The 19,389-nt window shown below is 68.0% G+C and carries 16 protein-coding genes; 10 read left to right on the top strand and 6 right to left on the bottom strand.

The window, feature by feature from the left end; translation table 11 throughout:
- Window positions 1–6 precede the first annotated feature (6 nt).
- Genes AB0M24_RS21340 through AB0M24_RS21360 form a run of 5 tightly spaced genes read left to right on the top strand, consistent with a single transcriptional unit; the run spans window position 7 to window position 5,949 of the window.
- Window positions 7–888 carry a carbohydrate ABC transporter permease gene (locus AB0M24_RS21340; RefSeq protein ID WP_363770195.1) on the top strand — a complete coding sequence of 294 codons (882 nt, stop codon included), beginning with the start codon at window positions 7–9 and terminating at the stop codon, window positions 886–888.
- Window positions 885–3,041: a glycoside hydrolase N-terminal domain-containing protein gene (locus tag AB0M24_RS21345; protein WP_363770198.1), complete on the top strand. Its 2,157-nt coding sequence runs from the start codon at window positions 885–887 to the stop codon at window positions 3,039–3,041. Before AB0M24_RS21340 ends, AB0M24_RS21345 begins: the two co-directional genes overlap by 4 nt.
- Window positions 3,035–3,940 carry an acetylxylan esterase gene (locus AB0M24_RS21350; protein ID WP_363770201.1) on the top strand — a complete coding sequence of 302 codons (906 nt, stop codon included), beginning with the start codon at window positions 3,035–3,037 and terminating at the stop codon, window positions 3,938–3,940. The genes AB0M24_RS21345 and AB0M24_RS21350 overlap by 7 nt, the downstream gene beginning before the upstream one ends.
- Complete coding sequence (locus tag AB0M24_RS21355; RefSeq protein WP_363770204.1) at window positions 3,937–5,277, top strand: sugar ABC transporter substrate-binding protein; 1,341 nt, start codon at window positions 3,937–3,939, stop codon at window positions 5,275–5,277. The genes AB0M24_RS21350 and AB0M24_RS21355 overlap by 4 nt, the downstream gene beginning before the upstream one ends.
- Before the next feature lie 42 nt (window positions 5,278–5,319).
- Complete coding sequence (locus AB0M24_RS21360; RefSeq protein WP_363770207.1) at window positions 5,320–5,949, top strand: GntR family transcriptional regulator; 630 nt, start codon at window positions 5,320–5,322, stop codon at window positions 5,947–5,949.
- 359 nt (window positions 5,950–6,308) lie between these two features.
- On the opposite strand, the gene AB0M24_RS21365 is transcribed toward AB0M24_RS21360, so the two are convergent.
- The 5 genes from AB0M24_RS21365 to AB0M24_RS21385 all read right to left on the bottom strand — a co-directional run bounded on the left by AB0M24_RS21365 (window position 6,309) and on the right by AB0M24_RS21385 (window position 12,008).
- The gene (locus AB0M24_RS21365; RefSeq protein ID WP_363770210.1) at window positions 6,309–7,514 is read right to left on the bottom strand and encodes a DUF222 domain-containing protein; all 1,206 of its coding nucleotides are present in this window, start codon (window positions 7,512–7,514) and stop codon (window positions 6,309–6,311) included.
- Window positions 7,515–7,970: 456 nt separating this feature from the next.
- A complete protein-coding gene (gene groL / locus AB0M24_RS21370) occupies window positions 7,971–9,590 on the bottom strand; it encodes a chaperonin GroEL (protein ID WP_059362828.1) in 1,620 nt (539 codons plus the stop codon).
- A 219-nt stretch (window positions 9,591–9,809) separates the two neighbouring features.
- The gene (locus AB0M24_RS21375; protein ID WP_363770214.1) at window positions 9,810–11,027 is read right to left on the bottom strand and encodes a serine/threonine-protein kinase; all 1,218 of its coding nucleotides are present in this window, start codon (window positions 11,025–11,027) and stop codon (window positions 9,810–9,812) included.
- 57 nt (window positions 11,028–11,084) lie between these two features.
- Window positions 11,085–11,288 carry a cold-shock protein gene (locus AB0M24_RS21380; protein ID WP_065915056.1) on the bottom strand — a complete coding sequence of 68 codons (204 nt, stop codon included), beginning with the start codon at window positions 11,286–11,288 and terminating at the stop codon, window positions 11,085–11,087.
- A gap of 78 nt (window positions 11,289–11,366) precedes the next feature.
- Window positions 11,367–12,008, bottom strand: a complete 642-nt coding sequence (locus AB0M24_RS21385; protein WP_363770266.1) for an AIM24 family protein — start codon at window positions 12,006–12,008, stop codon at window positions 11,367–11,369.
- An 82-nt stretch (window positions 12,009–12,090) separates the two neighbouring features.
- Here AB0M24_RS21385 and glp point away from each other — a divergent pair, with 82 nt between their 5' ends.
- The 4 genes from glp (at window position 12,091) to pssA (ending at window position 16,571) form a co-directional block, all read left to right on the top strand.
- Complete coding sequence (gene glp, locus AB0M24_RS21390) at window positions 12,091–13,284, top strand: gephyrin-like molybdotransferase Glp (RefSeq protein ID WP_363770218.1); 1,194 nt, start codon at window positions 12,091–12,093, stop codon at window positions 13,282–13,284.
- A 13-nt stretch (window positions 13,285–13,297) separates the two neighbouring features.
- Window positions 13,298–14,707, top strand: coding sequence for a M48 family metalloprotease (locus AB0M24_RS21395; RefSeq protein WP_363770221.1), 1,410 nt, complete (start codon window positions 13,298–13,300; stop codon window positions 14,705–14,707).
- Between the two features lie 203 nt (window positions 14,708–14,910).
- Window positions 14,911–15,606, top strand: a complete 696-nt coding sequence (locus AB0M24_RS21400; protein ID WP_363770224.1) for a phosphatidylserine decarboxylase — start codon at window positions 14,911–14,913, stop codon at window positions 15,604–15,606.
- Window positions 15,603–16,571 (top strand): CDP-diacylglycerol--serine O-phosphatidyltransferase, encoded by a 969-nt coding sequence (gene pssA, locus AB0M24_RS21405; RefSeq protein WP_363770269.1) that lies wholly within the window; start codon window positions 15,603–15,605, stop codon window positions 16,569–16,571. Before AB0M24_RS21400 ends, pssA begins: the two co-directional genes overlap by 4 nt.
- 54 nt (window positions 16,572–16,625) lie before the next feature.
- Here pssA and AB0M24_RS21410 read toward each other — a convergent pair whose 3' ends face one another.
- Window positions 16,626–16,892 carry a hypothetical protein gene (locus AB0M24_RS21410; RefSeq protein ID WP_363770227.1) on the bottom strand — a complete coding sequence of 89 codons (267 nt, stop codon included), beginning with the start codon at window positions 16,890–16,892 and terminating at the stop codon, window positions 16,626–16,628.
- A 34-nt stretch (window positions 16,893–16,926) separates the two neighbouring features.
- Here AB0M24_RS21410 and AB0M24_RS21415 point away from each other — a divergent pair, with 34 nt between their 5' ends.
- On the top strand, window positions 16,927–19,086 hold the full coding sequence (locus AB0M24_RS21415) for an AAA family ATPase (protein WP_363770230.1): 2,160 nt from the start codon (window positions 16,927–16,929) through the stop codon (window positions 19,084–19,086).
- Window positions 19,087–19,389 lie beyond the last annotated feature (303 nt).

The following is a 19,389-nucleotide window of genomic DNA, read 5'->3' on the forward strand; positions in this document are numbered from 1 at the left end:
GCTTCGATGACGTTCTCCATGAAGCTCGGCAGGGGTGTGGCGTGGGCCTACATCATCGCCATCCTGCTGGTCACGATCTTCCCGTTCTACTGGATCCTGCGAACCGCGCTGTCCAACAACTTCGCGATGTCCACGGACCCGTCCTCGCTGCTGCCGGTGCACTTCACGTGGGGCCCGTTCAAGCGCGCTCTCGGTCTCGCCACGCCCGCTGAGGCCGCGGCCGAGAACGGGTCTGGCGCCAAGATCGACCTGGCGCTGGCGTTGTGGAACTCCATTGTGTACGCGGGAATTCTCACGTTGTGCACCGTCTTGTTCTCCGCGTTGGCCGCCTACGCGTTCGCCCGGCTGCGGTGGAAGGGCCGGGATCTGGTGTTCGGGATCTTGCTGACAGCGCTGATGGTGCCGTCGGTGTTCACGCTGCTGCCGAACTTCGTGCTGATGAAGGACCTGGGGCTGCTCAACACGTTCGGCGGCATGATCCTGCCGGGCGCGTTCTTCTCCGCCTTCAACATCTTCTTCCTGCGGCAGTTCATGCTCGGTCTCTCGAACGAGGTCGAGGAGGCCGCGATCATCGACGGCGCCGGGCCGTTGCGCGTGTGCTTCCGAATAGTCCTGCCGATGAGCGTCGCGCCGATGGCCACGTTGACGCTGCTGCAGTTCATCTCCACCTGGAACGACTACTTCTGGCCGTTGCTCGTCACCAACGACGAGTCGGTTCGCCCGCTCACGCTCGCGCTGGCGGTGTTCAAGCAGTCCTCACCGCAGGCGTCGCTCGACTGGGCAGGACTGATGGCGGCGACGCTGGTCGCGGCGCTGCCCATGCTGCTGCTGTTCGTGGTGTTCGGGCGGCGGCTGGTCAACTCCATCGGCTTCACGGGGATCAAGTGAAACTGCATTGGCCGTCTGAAGCGGCGGAGTGGACCGAGGCGTTGCCCGTCGGCAACGGACGCCTTGGCGCGATGGTGTTCGGCGGGGCCGGCCGGTCCCGCGTGCAGGTCAACGACGCGACCGTGTGGTCGGGAACCGCTGACGGCCCTTCGAAAGCGCTCGCCGACGTGCTGGCTGCCGGAGCTGGTCCTGAACGGCTGGCCGAGGTGCGTTCGGCGATCTTCTCCGGCGATCTGGAGCGCGCTACCGACCTGCTGATGTCGTTCGAAGGCCCGTACAGCCAGACATACCTGCCGTACGTGGACCTGTGGATCACGCTGCCTGAGGGCGAGTCGCACGGCCGCACGCTGGACCTCAACACGGGTGTGGTGAGTGAGCGGTTGACGATCGACGGCGCAGAGGTGGTCCGGCGCGTTTGGGCCTCGGAAACCTCGCTGTGCGTGGAGATCACCGGTGCTGAGCCGCTCGACGTCGAGCTGACCACGCCGTTTCGCGAGGTCTCGCGGGACGGGTTGTTCCTCGTGGTCGACATCCCCGTCGACTCCGCTCCCCGCCACGAACCGCAGGTGGACGCGCCGGTCTACGGCACCGGCGAGCGCGGTACGGTCACCTGCAAGATCACGACCGGCGAACGCTGGCTGCTGACCTTGACCAGCTCGACGACCACCGAGTCGCAGTGGCATGGCAAGCGGCACGGCAACCACATGACGCTGATGGACGCCTGCGACGTGCGGTTCGGCGACCTGCCCGAGGTCGTCGACGTGCCGGAGCTGTTGCAGGGCAAGGACGAGCAGCTGACGGCGTCGGTGCTGTTCGCGTTCGGCCGGTACCTGCTGGTCTCCTCGTCTCGTCCGGGTGCGCCGCCCGCGAACCTGCAGGGCATCTGGAACGGCGAGCTGCGGCCCGCGTGGTCGTCGAACTACACGATCAACATCAACACCCAGATGAACTACTGGGCGGCCGAGGTCACCGGGCTCGCCGAGTGCCACGAACCGTTGCTGGAGCTGCTGGACAAACTGTCCGTGACCGGGGCCGAGGTGGCGCGCTCGTTGTACGGGGCGCGCGGCTGGGTCGCGCATCACAACACCGACGCGTGGGGCTGGTCGCTGCCGGTCGGCATGGGCCACGGCGCGGTGTCGTGGGCGTTGTGGCAGATGGGCGGCGCGTGGCTCGTCCAGCACGCTTGGGACCACTACGACTTCGCCCGCACCTGGTCCACTTTGGAGCGTGCGTGGCCGTTGCTGCGCGGCTGTGCGGAGTTCTGCCTCGACTGGCTGGTCGAGGGGCCGGACGGCTACCTCGACACGTGCCCGTCGACGTCGCCGGAGAACTGGTTCCTCGTCGATGGCAAGCCTCAGGCGCTGACGTGGTCGGTGACCATGGACGTGATGCTGGTCCGTGCGGTGTTCGAGCGGACTCTGGCGCTGGCACTGGCATCGGGCCGCACCGACCCGGTGCTCGCGGAGATCTCGGCCGCGCTGCCTCGCCTGCGCCCGGTCCCGGTGTTCGACGGTCGGCTGGGGGAGTGGGTCTCCGATCTTCCCGAGGAAGATTCGACGCACCGGCACATGTCGCACATGGTGTCCGTCTACCCGCTCGGCCAGATCGTCGCGGGCACTGAGCTCGGTGACGCCGCCGTCGCCACGATGGACCGCCGCGGCAACGGCGCGATGGGCTGGTCGTGGGCCTGGAAGATGGCTCTGCGGGCCCGTTTGGGCGACGGCGAGACCGTGCGGTCGCTGCTTTCCGAGGCCTCGCAGGCGTTCACGGGTGACCGGCACCGCGACGCGCCGTTCGACGGCTCCGAGTGGGGTGGCCTGCTGCCGAACCTGTTCAGCACGCACCCGCCGTTCCAGATCGACGGCAACTACGGCTTCACCGCCGCTCTGGCCGAGGTCGTGGTGCAGAGCCATACCGGCGTGATCGACGTCCTGCCCGCGTTGCCTTCTGGCTGGTCACGCGGGTCGGCTCGCGGTCTGCGCTGCCGTGGCGGGCTCGCGGTGGATGTCTGGTGGGATTCCGGTGACGTGCTGGTGCGGGTGCGGCGGTTGTCCGGGGACGCCTCGCAGTTCGTGCCGGTGAGCATCGGCGGAGAGGTCACCGAGGTCGTCGTGAGCGACGTCGTGGACGTGCGCGGGAGGATTTCGTGCTGACTGACCTGGGGCTGGACGACCTGTGGGACTACCGCAGCTCCTACGTGCGGCCTGATGACTTCGACTCGTTCTGGGACTCGACCCTGGCCGAGGCGCGTTCGTTCGAGCTGAAGGTCGAGGCGGTCCCGGTCGAGACGCCGTTGCAGACCCTGGACGTCTACGACGTGACGTTCTCGGGCTTCGGCGGCGACCGGATTCGCGCATGGCTGCGCACTCCTCGCGGCGCCTCCGGGTTGCCTGCCGTGGTGCAGTACCACGGCTACGGCAGCAACCGGGGGAGCGCGGTCGAGAACCTGACGTGGGCCAGCGCAGGTTTCGCGCATCTGCAGTTCGAGGTGCGGGACCAGCGCGGCGGTGCCGGTTTCATGACGCGCGGGATCGCCGACCGCTCCACCTACTTCTACCGCCGCGTCTTCGTCGATGCTGTTCGCGCGGTGGATGCCGTGCGGGCATTGGGTTCTTCTGACGTGGCCGTGATCGGCAACAGCCAGGGTGGTGGAATCGCTTTGGCCGTGGCTGGTTTGGTGCCTGACCTGGCCGCGGTGCACGCCCAAGCGCCGTTCTTGTGCGACTTCCGGCGCGCGTTGAACGTCTGCGGCCGCCCGCCGTTCACCGAGCTCACGACCTACATCGCCGAGAACCGCCGTTCCGACATCTTCCCGACACTGTCCTATTTCGACGGTGTGGGGTTCGCCGCTCGAGCAGTCGCCCCCGCCTGGTTCTCGATCGGCCTGATGGACGACATCGTGCCGCCGTCCACCGTGTTCGGCGCCTACCACGCCTACGCCGGACCCCGTCAGATCCAGGTCTGGGAGCACAGCGCCCACGAGGCGGGCGGCTCCGACGACCTCGACATCGCTCTAGACGCCTTCCGTTCCCGTCTCTTGGAGAAAGCATGAGAATCGCCGCCGCTTCTCTGGCAGCAGCCCTGGTCCTCGCCGGCTGCTCGTCAGGTTCCGACTCCGGCTCCGGCACCACCGTCAACTGGTGGACCTGGGACGACAAGCAGGCAGTCGCCTACGGCGAGTGCGAGAAGGCGTTCGAGGCCGCGAACCCCGGCACGGACGTCAAGATCACCCGCTACAACGTCGACGACTACTTCACCAAGCTCACCGCGGGCTTCGTGGCGGGCACCGCGCCCGACGCGTTCCAGAACTCGGTGCAGTTCCTCCAGGCCTACGCCGGGCAGCACCAGCTGATGCCCATGGACGACCTCATCGCGAAGTCCTCTGTGGACCTGAAGAAGTACTCGGTCGGCGTCGACACCTGGAAGTTCACCGACGGCAAGCAGTACGCGTTGCCGCTGGACTGGGCCGCCGCCGGCATCTACTACCGCAAGGACTCGCTGCAGAAGGCCGGCATCACGGAGGACCAGGTCGCCAAGATGATCTGGAACCCGGACGACGGCGGCACGTTCGAGAAGATCGTTGCTCGGTTGACGATCGACAAGAACGGCAAGCGCGGCGACGAGCCCGGCTTCGACAAGAACGCCATCGCCACCTACGGCGTCGGCGCCATCGCGGGCCGCAGCTTCATCGGCGAGACCACGTGGGCGCCGCTGGTGTCGACCTTGGGCTGGAAGTTCGGCGACAAGGACCAGTGGCCCACGAAGTTCAACTACACCGACCCGCGCTTCGTGAAGACGATGAAGTGGGTGACGTCGCTGACCGAGAAGGGCTACTCGCCCAAGCTCGGCACGTTCACCACCGGCAACCAGTCGACGATCTCCGACATCGACCTGGTCGGCTCGGACAAGACCGCCATGACCATCGGTGGTTCCTGGTCCGCACCGTCGTTCGGCAAGATCCCCGGCGTCCCCGTCGGCATCGCCCCGACTCCTCTGGGCCCTGAGGGCAAGCGCTCGGTTCTGTCGAACTCCAACGGCAACAACATCTGGGCTGGTACGAAGAACCCCGACCTGACCTGGAAGTGGGTCAGCTACATGGGCAGCGAGGAGTGCCAGACCAAGGCGGGCGCCTCGGGCACGTTCTTCCCGTCGATTCCCGCCGCCATGGACAACACCGTGACGTCGATGAAGTCCCAGGGCGTCGACCTGTCCGTCTACAACCAGTACGTGAAGGACGGCGTGCTCTACCCGTCCACCGCCTACGCCAACGGCTCCGCGGTGCAGTCGGCCGAACAGCCCCTCTTCGAGGCCTACTTCGGCGGGCAGCGCTCCGACGACGTGTTCGCCGAGATGGAACGCGTCTCGCAGGAGATACTGGCCAAGAACTGAACAGGAGCCCCAGGAGTGGTGTTGCGGATACCGACCAGGCGCGTGCTAGCGGACGATGTCTACGAGCAGATCCGCGCCCTGATCATGAGCGACGGCATGGAACCGGGCGCGCGCGTCAACATCGACGAGATCGCGCGTCGGCTGGACGTGTCCCCAACCCCGGTCCGCGAAGCCCTGGCACGTCTCGAATCCGAGGAACTGGTCAGCAGGCTCCCGTTGCGCGGCTACCGCGTGACGGACCTGCTGAACCGCAAACAGGTCGACGATCTGTATTCCCTGCGACTGCTGCTGGAGCCGCCTTCCGCGGCTCTGGCGGCGGCGCGCATGACACCGGAGAACGTGCGGCTGATCTCCGAGGAGCTCGCTACCTGTCCTGCCGCTCCCGCCGATGACGCTTACGACGACTACAAGAACCTGACCGCGCACGACCAGCGGCTGCACGAGCTCATCCTGCGGATCGCCGGCAACGAGGCCGTGCTGCAGTCGTTTTCGAAGACCCACTGCCATCTGCACCTGTTCCGGCTGAACTTCCAGCAGCCGTTCGGGGTGCAGACGATCACCGAGCACCGGGCGATCGTGGACGCGCTGGTGGCTGGGGACTCGTTGGGAGCCAGTGCGGCGATGACCGCACACCTGGAGGTCGCGCGGTCTCGGCTGCTGGACCGGATGTAGTTCCAGCGTGGTTGGGTTCAGGACATGACGGGCTTTGGTTTCGTCATCGCCGCTGGCGCGTCGATTGCGATTGGGGCTTGACTTCGGGTCCCTTGCGAGGCGCTTGTTCGGGCGGAAAAGGTCGGATGCTCCGCACCCGCCCGATCCGAAAAGGGTAGCACCTCGCACCCAAAGTCAAGCCCCAATCGCTTCGCGTGCGTGGTTGCGTTTGTGCTTTTGGGCGGCGGTCGATACCGGTTTCCCGCGTTGTTGTGCTCTCGTTCGGCTCGGCTTCGCCATCGCCGCTTGCCTTCGGCTTTGCGGGAGTGCCACGCGTGCCGCGCGGGACGTTGTCCGCTCGTGGTTCGGCGAACGACGGTTTAGGCGGCAGCGTGAATTAGGTTGCGTCTGGGTTTTCGTTCTGGGTCCAGCCATGGCGGTGGATAGAACGTCGGTATGCCGTGGACGAGTTTTACTTCCCACTCGCTTTGGTGGATGAGCCTGTGGTGATGGCGGCAGAGCAGGACGGCGTTGTCGACCGATGTGTCGCCGCCGTCGGCCCAGTAGCGAACATGGTGGGCATCGCAGTGCCGGGGTGGTCTTGAGCATCCCGGGAAAGCGCAGCCTCGGTCTCTGGCGACGAGGATTCTGCGGATTCCGGCGGGGAAGGTGCGGGTCTTGCGGCCGATGTCCATCGGCTGCGACTGGCCGCCCAGGATCATCGGGATGATGCCCGCGTTGCAGGCGAGCTGGCGGACCTGGTCGGCCGGGATCCGCTCACCGTTGTCCAGCAGAGCCTGGCCGGTCTGGTTGGCGAGGTCGTCGTAGCTCATCGTGAGAGTCAGGGTGACCGGCTCGCCGCCGTGCTCCGGCAACTGGTCGGCGCGCACCATCAGGTTGACCAGCTCCGCGAACGCCTCACCTTCGCGTTCGGAGCGGTCGCGCTGGTCAGGGCCTTCGCCGGTGTCCGGGCGGGGCTTGGCCAACGGATCCAGGGCGGCCTCGTAGGCCGCACCGGTGACCTTGTCCAGCAGGGCGCGGATCTCCAGCATGCCGTCCTTGCGCCAGCGCTTGTGGTGCTGGTTGACCAGCCGCTCCGGCTGGGGCTCGCCCGGCTCGGGGTCGTCCTGGTAGAGGCCGTAGGCCAGGCCTTTGCCGAAGTCGCGCACCTCGAGGGGCGCGTGCTCGCGGGCGGCGTCCACGACGAGGTTCTCGACCTCGGCGGGCAGGTGCTTCATCGCCTTGGCGATCTCCGCGACATGCGCGATCGACAACGCACCCTCAGCGGCGGCCTCGGCGGTCAGCGGGAGTTCGGGGGCGAGTTCGCTGCCAGTCGGAGTGATCGTGCTGCTCAACAATCCGGCGTTAGCGACCATTTGCCTGGCGGTGTTGCGATCGCAGCGAATCGCAGCCTGCAACACATACGCCACATCCTTATAGCCAAGCTCGGGCCCGGCACCGCGCCGTTCCAACTCGGCGATTTCCTGCAGTTGCAGAAACAACTCCGCCCGCATCCTCTTCTCCCGACTGACGACACGGCTAAGCAGCGCGTCAGTCGAGAGGAGTTGGACAGGGGTTTCGCTCACGTGTTCGACTATACCGCAAGATCACAACCAGATAACGCGAAAAACAAAACACCATCGTGTGAACCGCCCAAACAAACACCCCCGCGAAGCCGAAGGCAAGCGGCGATGGCGAAGCCGAGCCGAATGAGAGCAAAACAACGAGAGGAACCGGTAATGACCGCCACCCAACCACAAAACGCAACCACGCACGCAAAGCGATTGGGGCTTGACTTCGGGTGCGAGGTGCTACCCTTTTCGGATCGGGCGGGTGCGGAGCATCCGACCTTTTCCGCCCGAACAAGCGCCTCGCAAGGGACCCGAAGTCAAGCCCCAATCGCAATCGTCGCGAAGCGGCGATGACGAAACCAAAGCTCGTAAGGTCTTTGAACCCGCGCGCCCACGCTGGAACCGCAACCCAAAACACCAAAAAACCCGGCCCGCCGAAGGCGAGCCGGGTTTTCAGTCAAACAAGGACTATCAGAAGTCCATGCCACCAGCGTCAGGCGCGGCCGGAGCAGCGTTCTTCTCCGGCTTGTCCGCGACGACAGCCTCGGTCGTCAGGAACAGCGCGGCGATGGACGCGGCGTTCTGCAGCGCGGAACGCGTGACCTTGGCCGGGTCGATGATGCCCGCGGCGACCAGGTCCTTGTACTCGCCGGTCGCGGCGTCCAGGCCCTCGCCCGCGGGCAGGGACTTGACGCGCTCGACGACGACGCCACCCTCGAGACCGGCGTTGACCGCGATCTGCTTGAGCGGGGCCTCGACGGCGACCTTGACGATGTTGGCGCCAGTGGCCTCGTCGCCCGTGAGACGCAGACCCGCGAAGGCAGCCTCGGCGGCCTGCAGCAGCGCGACGCCACCACCGGCGACGATGCCCTCTTCGACGGCGGCCTTCGCGTTGCGAACGGCGTCCTCGATGCGGTGCTTGCGCTCCTTGAGCTCGACCTCGGTGGCCGCGCCCGCCTTGATGACGGCGACGCCGCCGGCGAGCTTCGCGAGGCGCTCCTGGAGCTTCTCGCGGTCGTAGTCGGAGTCCGACTTCTCGATCTCGGCGCGGATCTGGTTGACGCGACCCTGGATCTGGTCGGCGTCGCCCGAGCCCTCGACGATGGTCGTCTCGTCCTTGGTGACGACGACCTTGCGGGCCTTGCCCAGCAGCGAGATGTCGGCGTTCTCCAGCTTCAGGCCGACGTCCTCGGTGATGACCTGGCCACCGGTGAGGGTGGCGATGTCCTGGAGGATGGCCTTGCGGCGGTCACCGAAGCCCGGGGCCTTGACGGCGACGGACTTGAAGGTGCCACGGATCTTGTTCACGACCAGGGTCGCGAGAGCCTCGCCCTCGACGTCCTCGGAGATGATCAGCAGCGGCTTGCCGGACTGCATGACCTTCTCGAGCAGCGGGAGCAGGTCCTTGACCGTGGAGATCTTGGAGCCGAACAGCAGGATGTACGGGTCCTCGAGGACCGCTTCCTGACGCTCGGGGTCGGTCACGAAGTAACCGGAGATGTAGCCCTTGTCGAAGCGCATGCCTTCGGTGAGCTCGAGCTCGAGACCGAGGGTGTTGCTCTCCTCGACGGTGATGACGCCTTCCTTGCCGACCTTGTCCATCGCCTCGGCGATGAGCTCGCCGATCGTGGGGTCAGCGGCGGAGATGGACGCGGTAGCAGCGATCTGCTCCTTCGTCTCGATCTCCTTGGCGGCCTTCAGCAGCTGCTCGGCGACGGCCTCGACGGCCTGCTCGATGCCGCGCTTGAGGCCGAGCGGGTTGGCGCCGGCGGCGACGTTGCGGAGGCCCTCGCGCACCAGCGCCTGGGCGAGAACGGTCGCGGTCGTGGTGCCGTCACCAGCGACGTCGTCCGTCTTCTTCGCAACTTCCTTGACGAGCTCGGCCCCGATCTTCTCCCACGGGTCCTCGAGCTCGATCTCCTTCGCGATGGAGACGCCGTCGTTCGTGATCGTCGGCGCACCCCACTTCTTCTCGAGCACGACGTTGCGGCCCTTCGGGCCGAGCGTCACCTTGACGGCGTCAGCGAGGGTGTTCATACCCCGCTCGAGACCGCGGCGGGCGTCCTCGTCGAACGCAATCATCTTGGCCATTGCGGTGTGTTCCTCCGCCTTTGTGGATTCTGGGCCACTGCGGGCCGGCAAAGCCCACAGCGGAACACGGTGCAGTGGCCAGGTTCGGTGCCCGCGACGGACGACCCCCGCGAAGGGGCCTCACCTTCCCAGCCTCACTGCTTTGGCACTCGACGGAGCCGAGTGCTAGTTCGTGTTTAGCACTCGGGCACGGCGAGTGCAAGCGAACCCAGGGCCAACTCAGCGGGACGTGCGCACCGGCACAGACGTGGGCAGCGGCTTCTTCGAGGTCGACTGGTCCTCGAGGTTCAGCGTGGGCGAGGAGTTCGTCTTCGGCTGGCGCGCGGGCTCGTCACCGGGCGACAGGATGATCACCACGATGATGATCACGATGATCGCCGCGGCGGCCGCGATGACCGGCGCGAACCACGCCGGGCGCTCCTTCTTCGAAGAGGACGTGAACGCACTCGCGCCCACCTGGTTCGGCGGGCGCAGCCGGACCGGGTCCTGGAGCGGCTGCTGCTGGTAGCCACCCTGGTACGGGCCCTGCTGCACGGGGTTCGGCCCGGACACCGGCGACTGCACCGGGATCGAGCCGGACGCGGGCCCGACCTGAGCGGGGCCCGAGACGCCCGCGAGCGCCACCCGTGCGGCCGCGATCAGCTCGGCGCAGTTCGCGAACCGCTGCGACGGGTCCTTCGAGGTGCCCTTGCGGATCACCTCGTCGATGGCCGGCGGCAGACCCACGAGCTGCGACAGCGCGGGCACCTGCTGGCCGAGGTGGCCGGCGATGACCTCCTGCACGCCGCCCTGGAACGGCGGACGGCCGCTCAAACAAGCGAACAACATGCAGGCCAGCGCGTACTGGTCGGTGCGGCCGTCGACGGGTTCGCCGCGCAGGTGCTCCGGCGCCGCGTACGTCGGCGAGCCGAGGAAATCACCCGTTCGTGTGCGGTGGCCGGTGGCGCCGCGCCGGGTCAGGCCGAAGTCGGCGACGTAGACGTGCTCGCGCACGCCCTCCTTCGTCGTGACCAGCACGTTGGCCGGCTTCACGTCGAGGTGCACGAGGCCCTTGCCGTGCAGCATGTCGAGCGCTTCCGCGACCTGTCCGAGCAGCCTCAACGTGCGCTCGGGAGTGAGCGGCCCCTCCTTGACGTGACCGGAGAGGTCCTGGCCGTCGACCAGCCGCATCGCGATGTAGAGCAGGCCGTCGACCTCGTCGAAGTCGTACAGCGGCACGATGTTCGCGTGGTCGATGGCGGAGGTGTTGCGCGCCTCGTCGACGAACCGCTCGCGAAACTCCGCGTCGGGCGCCAGGTGCTCACCGATGACCTTGAGCGCGACTTTCCGGCCAAGTCTCACGTCAGTGGCCTTGTAGGTCACGCTCATGCCGCCGCGGCCGAGCACACCGTCGATCCGGTAGTGCGCGATCCGCCGTCCGCTCAGGTCCTCAGACACGCGAGGCAGCCTAACGCGCGCTCAGATCAAGCTGCCGTGGGTTGGTCAAAGAGTGACTTACGCCTTGCGCACGTCCGAGGCCTGGCTGCGTCCGTCCCGTCCGGCCTGCACCTCGAACTCCACCCGGTCGCCCTCGGAGAGGGTCCGGAAGCCTTCCATCTGGATCGCCGAGTAGTGCACGAACACGTCGGGCCCGCCGTCGGTTGCGATGAAGCCGTATCCCTTTTCGGAGTTGAACCACTTGACGGTACCGAGAGCCAAGGCGTCCTCCTTCAGATCACGCAAACGCAGAACGCAACGCTAAAAGAGAAAAACTCACTCGGATACCTCCTTACGGAGTCATGAACGAGAGCTGACTCCGTTGGCGCGCAACCAGGTGGTGAGCCGCCGCGGTCCGCGCGTCTGGGTGAGCACGGCACCTGGACCTGCAAAGTCGAACACCAGACCCTCACCGGTCTGAATGGATTGCGCGGCATCGGGTACTGACGGTCGAAGCCGACATTGCACTGTGTCAGCGAACGCCATCACGTGATCGCTCGCGATCGTCACGGCCTCGCCCACCTCCAGCGTCACGAGGTCCAGCGCGCCATAGCACGCGAGGACGACGCCGCCCTGTCCGTGCGCGTAGTTCAGGAACCCTTCGAGGCCACCGAACAGCGCCTGCAACGGCGGCGCCTCCGGGTTCATCGCCACGGTGCTGCTCGACGCGATCCACCCGAGCCGCGAGACGATCCAGCCGTGCGTGCCGTCGAGCTCGACGAGGTGCAGATCGCTCGGCAGCGCGGGCGCCGCGTCGACCCAGCCGCCCTCCGCGCCCGCCGTGCACAGCGCCACCGCTTTGGTGCCCGCGCCCTTGACTTCGACGGAGAGCCCGAAACTCGTCGCCATCAGGGTCAACGGGTCGACCAGCACCATTTCGCCGGGAGCGAGCACGAGTCTCGCCACGCCGAACGTCGGTGTGTGCCGGGTCCGGACCTGCACGAACAACACCTCCGGGGAAGAACTGGTCCAAGCGATCGTCACAGTCGCACTTCTTGGCACCACGTCTTGGCAGTATGCAGTCGTGTCCCCCACCACTGTCGCCGAACACCGCCAGCGCGTCGCGGAGCTCGTCGGGCTGATGCCCGTGCTGCAGCTCCCACTCGACGAGTGCCTCGGGCTGGTGCTCGCCGCCGACGTCATCGCGCCCGTCTCGCTGCCGCCGTTCGACAACTCCGCGATGGACGGGTACGCCGTCCGCGCCGCCGACCTGGCCCAGGTTCCGGTTCAGCTGCGCGTCGCCGACGACATCCCCGCGGGCCGCGTCGAGCTGAACCCGCTCGAACCGGGCACCGTGCAGCGGATCATGACGGGCGCGCCGGTGCCGCCGGGCGCGGACGCGGTGGTCCAGGTCGAGTGGACCGACGGCGGCACCGAGACCGTCACGATCAACCAGGCCGTGAGCGCCGGCGCGAACATCAGGACCGCCGGTGACGACGTGCTGAAGGGCGACGCGGTGCTGGTCGCCGGCACGGTGCTGCGCCCGTCCACGCTCGGGCTCGCGTCCGCGCTCGGACACCCCGAGCTGCCGGTGCGCCGCCGTCCGCGCGTGCTGGTCCTGTCCACCGGTTCCGAACTGGTCGAACCCGGCAAGCCGCTGCAGCACGGCCAGATCTACGAGTCGAACGGCATGATGCTCGCCTCCTCGGTCCGCGAGGCGGGTGGCATCGCCGTGCAGCTGCGGTTCGTGCCGGACGACGTGGAGGCCTTCCACCGCGCGCTGGCGCCGTACCTGGGCTCGGTCGACGTGATCGTGACGTCCGGCGGGGTCAGCGCGGGCGCGTACGAGGTGGTCAAGGACGCCCTGGCGAGCCACGACGTGCGGTTCACCAAGGTCGCGATGCAGCCGGGCGGGCCGCAGGGCTCCGGTGTCTACGAGGGCCTGCCGGTGCTGACGCTGCCGGGCAACCCGGTGAGCGCGCAGGTGTCGTTCGAGGTGTTCGTCCGCCCCGCGCTGCTCGCCTCGATGGGTCACATCCAGCCCGAACGGCAGACCGCGCGGGCAACCGTGTCGTCGCCCCTGACGTCTCCAGCGGGAAAGACGCAGTTCCGGCGCGGCCTGTACGACCCGTCGTCCGGCCAGGTCGTGACGCCGGTCGGCGGTCCGGGCTCGCACCTGCTGTCGGCGCTCGCGCTGTCGAACTGCCTGATCGAGGTGCCGGAGGACGTGACGGAGCTGGCCGCGGGCGCCGAGGTCACCGTCAGATATCTGCAGTAGAAGGGCTCGGGGGATGCGCGCGGTACTGGCTCTGGTGATGCTCGCCGGGTTCTTCGTGCTCGCCGTGGCGCTCGCGGGCGGCCTCACGGCGATCGCGATCTGGCGGTTCACGATCGGCGACGTCGAGGGCGGCGCCTGGATGCTCGTGGTCGCGGTGGCGTTGGGCGGGCCGGCGCTGTGGGCGACCGTGCGGGCGATCTTCGCGCGCCCGGAGCCGAGCGGGTTCGCGCTGTCCCGCGACACGCATCAGGACCTGTGGCGGCACGTCGACGAGCTGGCCGGGCTCGCCGGCACCCGCGCGCCGGACGACATCCGGCTGATCGACGGCGCGAACGCGAGCGTGTGGGAACGCCGCGGCGTGCGCTACCTGGAGCTCGGGCTGCCGCTCGTGGCCGGGTTGAGCGTGGGCGAGCTGCGATCGGTGCTGGCCCACGAGCTCGGGCACTACGGCGGCGGCCACACCCAGCTCTCGGCGATGACCTACCGGGCAAAGCTCGCGCTGCAGCTGTCGATGAGCCAGGACCGCGTGTTCGGGCTCCTCAGCGCGTGGGCGCACCTCTACGCGTTGGTCGCCGCGTCCGAGAGCCGTGACCACGAGCGGTTCGCCGACGAGGTGGCCGTGGCGGCGGCGGGTCGCGATGCGGCGCAACGGGCGTTGCTGCGCATCGGGCCAGTGGGCGAGGCGTGGGCCGACTACCTGACGTCTTATGTGTCGCTGGCAGTCATGGCGGGGCGCACGCCGCCGTTGCTCGAAGGCTTCCGCTCCTACCTGAAACACCCGCGGCGCGTGCACGAGCTGCGCAATCTGGAACGGGTGCTGGCGGAGCGCGAACCGACGTCGGTGTTCGACAGCCATCCGCCGGTGCGCGAACGGGTGGCCGCGATGGCCTTGGTGACCAGCTCTTCGAGCCCGATCGACGAACGGCCGGGCTGGACGCTGCTGACGGGCGTGTCCTCGGAGGCGGCGGCACGGCTGCTGGACGTGCACGGACCGTTGACGACGTGGGAGGACCTCGTTCCGTTGAGCGGCCCTGCGCAGGTGCGCCGCTATGCGGAGGCTTTGCGGCACGCGGGCCGGGTGAGCAAGGTCGGCTCGTCGTTGTCGGACGTGCTGGCGGCGTTGGAGCGCGGCGAACTGCTCAGGCTCACCGGCAAGCCCGTCGACGCCTCACTGACCGACGAGCAGGTGCAGGAGGCAGCCGTCGAGACCGTGACGGAACTGCTGGCCTTCGCCGTCGCCGACCAGCTCGTCACCGCTAACCGCGCTGTGCTGGAACTCAACTGGGGCGGACTGTTCGTGCTGCGCCTGCCCGACGGAGCTGCGGTCTACGTCGACGACCTCGTGGCCCCCGCTGTGCGTGACGCTAACCGCGTCCCCGAAGTGCGAGACAAGTTGCAAGTCCTTGGCGTCAACGGACTGTGACGGAACGCTCACCCACCGACGTTGTTCACCCCATGTGACGGGGATTACACTGCCCGCAGGTGCCGGTGGGCCCGTGCATTCGTCGGGGGATGCACGGGCGCACCGGCCACTTGCATTCGTGGCAGTGCTGCTGGGCGGTTTGGTGTCTTGGCGTAGCGTGATGCCGCCCGACATCCACGGAAGCTACGGAACCCACAGACACGATGAGCAGCGAGAAGCCCGTCTCTCACTTCCTCGAACTCGCCCGCGGCATGGTGCCGCCGATGCACCCGGCAGGACGCCCGTTCGTCGCCGGCGCGGCGATCGCGACACTCCTCGTCCGGCTGCGCTTCAAGCGGCTGGGCGTCGTCCTCGGCCTGGTCACGGCGTGGGTGGCGTGGTTCTTCCGCGAGCCGAAGCGCGTGACGCCGGCCCGCCCGAACATCGCGGTGGCCCCGGCCGACGGCACGGTCTCGCACGTGGTCGACGCCGTCCCGCCCGCCGAGCTCGGCCTGGGCGACCAGCCGATGACCCGCGTGAGCGTGTTCCTCTCGGTCTTCGACGTGCACGTGCAGCGCATCCCGGCCGAGGGCGAGATCGTCCAGGTCTCGTACCACCCCGGCAAGTTCCTCTCGGCCGACCTCGACAAGGCCTCCGAGGAGAACGAGCGCAACACCGTGTGGATGCGCACCGTCGACGGCCACGACCTGATCTTCGTGCAGATCGCCGGCCTGGTCGCGCGCCGCATCGTGTGCGAGGTCTCCGAAGGCGAGAAGGTCGCCGCCGGCCAGACCTACGGCCTGATCCGCTTCGGCTCGCGCGTGGACACCTACGTCCCGCGCGGCAGCCGCGTCCTGGTCGAGGCCGGCCAGCGCACCATCGGCGGGGAGACCGTCCTCGCTGAGCTCCCGGAGGCCTGATGGCGCCCAGCGGGCCCGGCGTTCGCCTCCTGCCGAACGCCATCACGGTCCTCGCGATGTGCTCGGGCCTGTCCGCAGTGCACTTCGCGAACATCGGCATGTGGGGCGCGGCCATCGCGGCCATCGGTGCCGCGGCCATCTTCGACGGCCTCGACGGACGCATCGCGCGCCTGCTCGACGCCACCTCGAAGATGGGCGCGGAGCTGGACTCGCTGGCCGACGCCATCTCGTTCGGTGTGGCACCGGCGCTGGTGATCTACCTCTGGAAGTTCGAGGGCAACCGCGCCGGCTGGGTCATCGCCCTGATCTTCGCTGTGTGCATGGTGGTCCGCCTGGCCCGCTTCAACACGTTGCTGGAGAAGGAACAACCGCCGTTCGCGAAGGAGTTCTTCGTAGGCGTACCGGCTCCGGCAGGCGGCCTGTTGCTGCTCCTGCCCCTGATCGTCGAGGAGCAGGTCCGCCGCGACGGCTGGTGGAACGACCCGTACGTGGTCGGCATCTGGACCGTCGTGGTCGCGATGCTGCTGGTCTCCCGCATCCCGACCCTGTCCGTGAAGACCGTGAAGGTCCCGCCGCGCGCGGTGGCCCTTCTCCTGGTCCTGATCGGACTTCTGGCGGCCGCGGTGATCACGTTCCCGTTGGTGGCGCTGATCGTCGCGATGCTCATCTACCTCGCGCACCTGCCTTACTCGGTGCGCCGGTACATGTGGCTGTCGAAGCACCCCGAGGCTTGGACCGTGACGGGTGTCGAGCGTCGTGCCATCAAGCGCGCGCACGGCGTCGCAGCCCGCCGTCTGGGCCTGCGCCAACCTTTGCACGGACGCGTTGCCGGTGCGGCCATGCGGGCGGTGCGTCGCCCACGACGTGACGCTGCCGCTGCTTCTGCTGCGGAAAGCTCGGTGGGCGGTGCCGGTCGCCGCCGTTCGTGGCGTCAGCTGGGCCTGCGCAGACAGCCCAAGCGCTGATCGCTCCTGAATGGACAGCGGGCCGGACACGTTCGACGTGTCCGGCCCGCTTTTCTACGGCGACTCACTGGCGTCCAGCCGAAGCTCGCCCCAGGGCATGAAGTCGACGGTGACCGCTTCGAGCACCGTGCCGACCGGCGGATAGTTCCGGGGGTCTGGCAGGAGAACGAAGTCGATGAACGCTTTGACCCCCGCCACCGGCTCGGTCAACTCGACGTCCACCCCGAACCGGCCCCGGTGGCTCTCGACCACGCACCTCACCACCTGGAACTGGCGAAGCCCTGCCGCATCCCAGAGCTCACCCCGATCCTCCAACGACATCGCGCCAGGCTAGCGGCCGACTAGAGTCGTCGGGGTGATCACGCTGACGGCTCGCCTGTCCCCGTCCGCACTGGACACCCGGCGCGGCGTAGTCCGCCTCCACCCGGAGGTGCTCGACGCCTTGGGCCTGCGCGCCTGGGACGCCGTGAAACTCACCGGCGCCCGCGTGAGCGCCGCCCTGGCCGCCGCCGGTGACCACCCGCCGGGCATCGTGCTCGTCGACGACGTCACGCTCACGAACCTCGGCATCGTCGAGGGTTCCGAGATCGTCGTGGCCCCGATCCAGGTGGCCGCCGCCCGCTCGATCACCGTCGCGGGTTCGCGGCTGGCCACCACGGCTCTTACGCCTGATCACGTCCGGATGGCGTTGACCGGCAAGGTTTTGACGGTTGGCGACAGCGTTTCGCTGCTCCCCCAGGACCTTGCGCCGCCGCCTGGCGCCAACGTGTCCGAGACGCGTCGCAAGCTGTCCAACGCCATCGGTATGACGTGGACCAACGAGCTCATCACCATCACGTCCACGGATCCGGCGGGTCCGGTGGCCGTGCAGCCGTCCAGCGTGGTGGGGTGGCGGTCCGCCCAGGCTCCCGCCGCCGAGATGACTCCCGTTGTGGTGCAGGAGAAGCACGACGCGCTGCCGTTGACCGACCTGGTGGGTCAGAAGGACCAGGCCCGCCGCCTGACCGAGTGGCTGGAGCTGATGTTCCGCCAGCCCGAACTGCTCACCAAGCTGGGCGCGTCGGCCCGGCTGGCCGCGATGATCAGCGGCCCGGAAGGCGTCGGCAAGGCGACTCTGGTGCGTGCCGTGGCTCGTTCCGTGGACGCCTCGATCGTCGAACTGGCCGCCCCGAGCATCTCCGTCCTGGAGCCGGGCGCCATGGCCAAGCAGCTGGGCGACGCCATCGCCGGCGTGCCCGAGCAGCCGACCGTCCTTCTCCTCACCGACATCGACGCCCTGCTCCCGACAACGCCGCCTCCCGTGGCGACGGTGGTGCTCGACATCCTGCGCACGGCGGTGTCCCGCCCGAACCTGGCGCTGGTAGTCACGTCGGCCCGCGCCGAGTCGGTCGACCCCCGCCTGCGCGCGCCCGACCTGGTCGACCGCGAGCTGACCCTGCCTCTCCCCGACGGCGCCGTGCGCACCGAACTGCTCCGGGTGCTGCTGCGCGACGTTCCACTGGAGTCCGATGTGGACTTGGGCGCGGTTGCCGAACGCACGCCCGGTTTCGTGGCAGCCGACCTCTGCGCCCTCCGCCGGGAAGCCGCGGTACGAGCAGCCCTACGACAACGCGAAGTCGCGGAACCCCGTGTGGGACAAGAAGATCTGCTGGCCGCGTTGAACACGGTCCGCCCGATCTCGATGTCCGCCTCGGACACCATCCAAACCGGCGGCCTGACGCTGGACGACGTCGGCGACATGACCGAGGTCAAACAAGCCCTGACCGAAGCAGCCCTCTGGCCCCTCCGCTACCCGGACTCCTTCGCCCGCCTGGGCGTAGAACCGCCACGCGGCGTCCTCCTCTACGGCCCACCGGGATGCGGCAAGACCTTCCTGGTCCGCGCCCTGGCAGGCACCGGCCAACTCAACGTCCTGACAGTCAAGGGCGCCGAACTGATGGACAAGTTCGTAGGCGAGTCCGAACGAGCCGTCCGCGAACTCTTCCGCCGAGCCGCAGACGCCGCCCCAGCCCTCATCTTCCTCGACGAGGTGGACGCCCTGGCCCCACGCCGAGGCCAATCCTCCGACGCAGGCGTAGCCGACCGAGTCGTAGCCGCGTTGCTGACCGAACTGGACGGCGTAGAACCCCTGCGGGACGTAGTAGTGATCGCCGCGACCAACCGCCCCGAGCTGATCGACCCGGCACTGCTGCGCCCAGGCAGGTTGGAGCGCCTGGTCAACGTGCCACCGCCAGACGCCGACGCGCGCACGGAGATCCTCAAAGCCTCATCGCGCAACACGCCGCTAGCCGCAGACGTGGACCTGGCCGTGCTGGCCGCCGAACTGGACATGTACTCGGCAGCAGACTGCGCAGCTCTAGTACGGGAAGCGGCCCTGACGGCAATGCGGGAGTCCCTGGAGGCGGCAGAGGTGACGCAGGCCCACCTGGCCAAGGCGCGGCAGGTAGTGCGGCCGTCGCTAGACCCGGCGCAGCTGGCTTCGCTGGCGGCCTACGCAGACTCACGCAAGGCCTAGACGAGGGCGGGACAAGGGCAACGGCTTTGGCGAGGGCTTTGGCGACGCCGAAGGCGAGCTGCAGTGGCGAAGGCGAAGCCGAGCTGCCTTGGCGACGCCGAAGGCGAGCTGCAGTGGCGAAGGCGAAGCCGAGCTGCCTTGGCGACGCCGCAGGCGAGCTGCAGTGGCGAAGGCGAAGCCGAGCTGCTTTGAGCGAACACTCTAGGTGGGGTGGGTCCCGTCACGAGTCGTGGCTGATCGTTGGCCGCGCCCGAGGAGGGGTGTCAACTCGACACGCTTTTCGTCGAGTTTTAAAACCACCAC

The sequence above is a fragment of the Lentzea sp. NPDC051838 genome, from assembly GCF_040681245.1.
Lineage (GTDB): Bacteria > Actinomycetota > Actinomycetes > Mycobacteriales > Pseudonocardiaceae > Lentzea.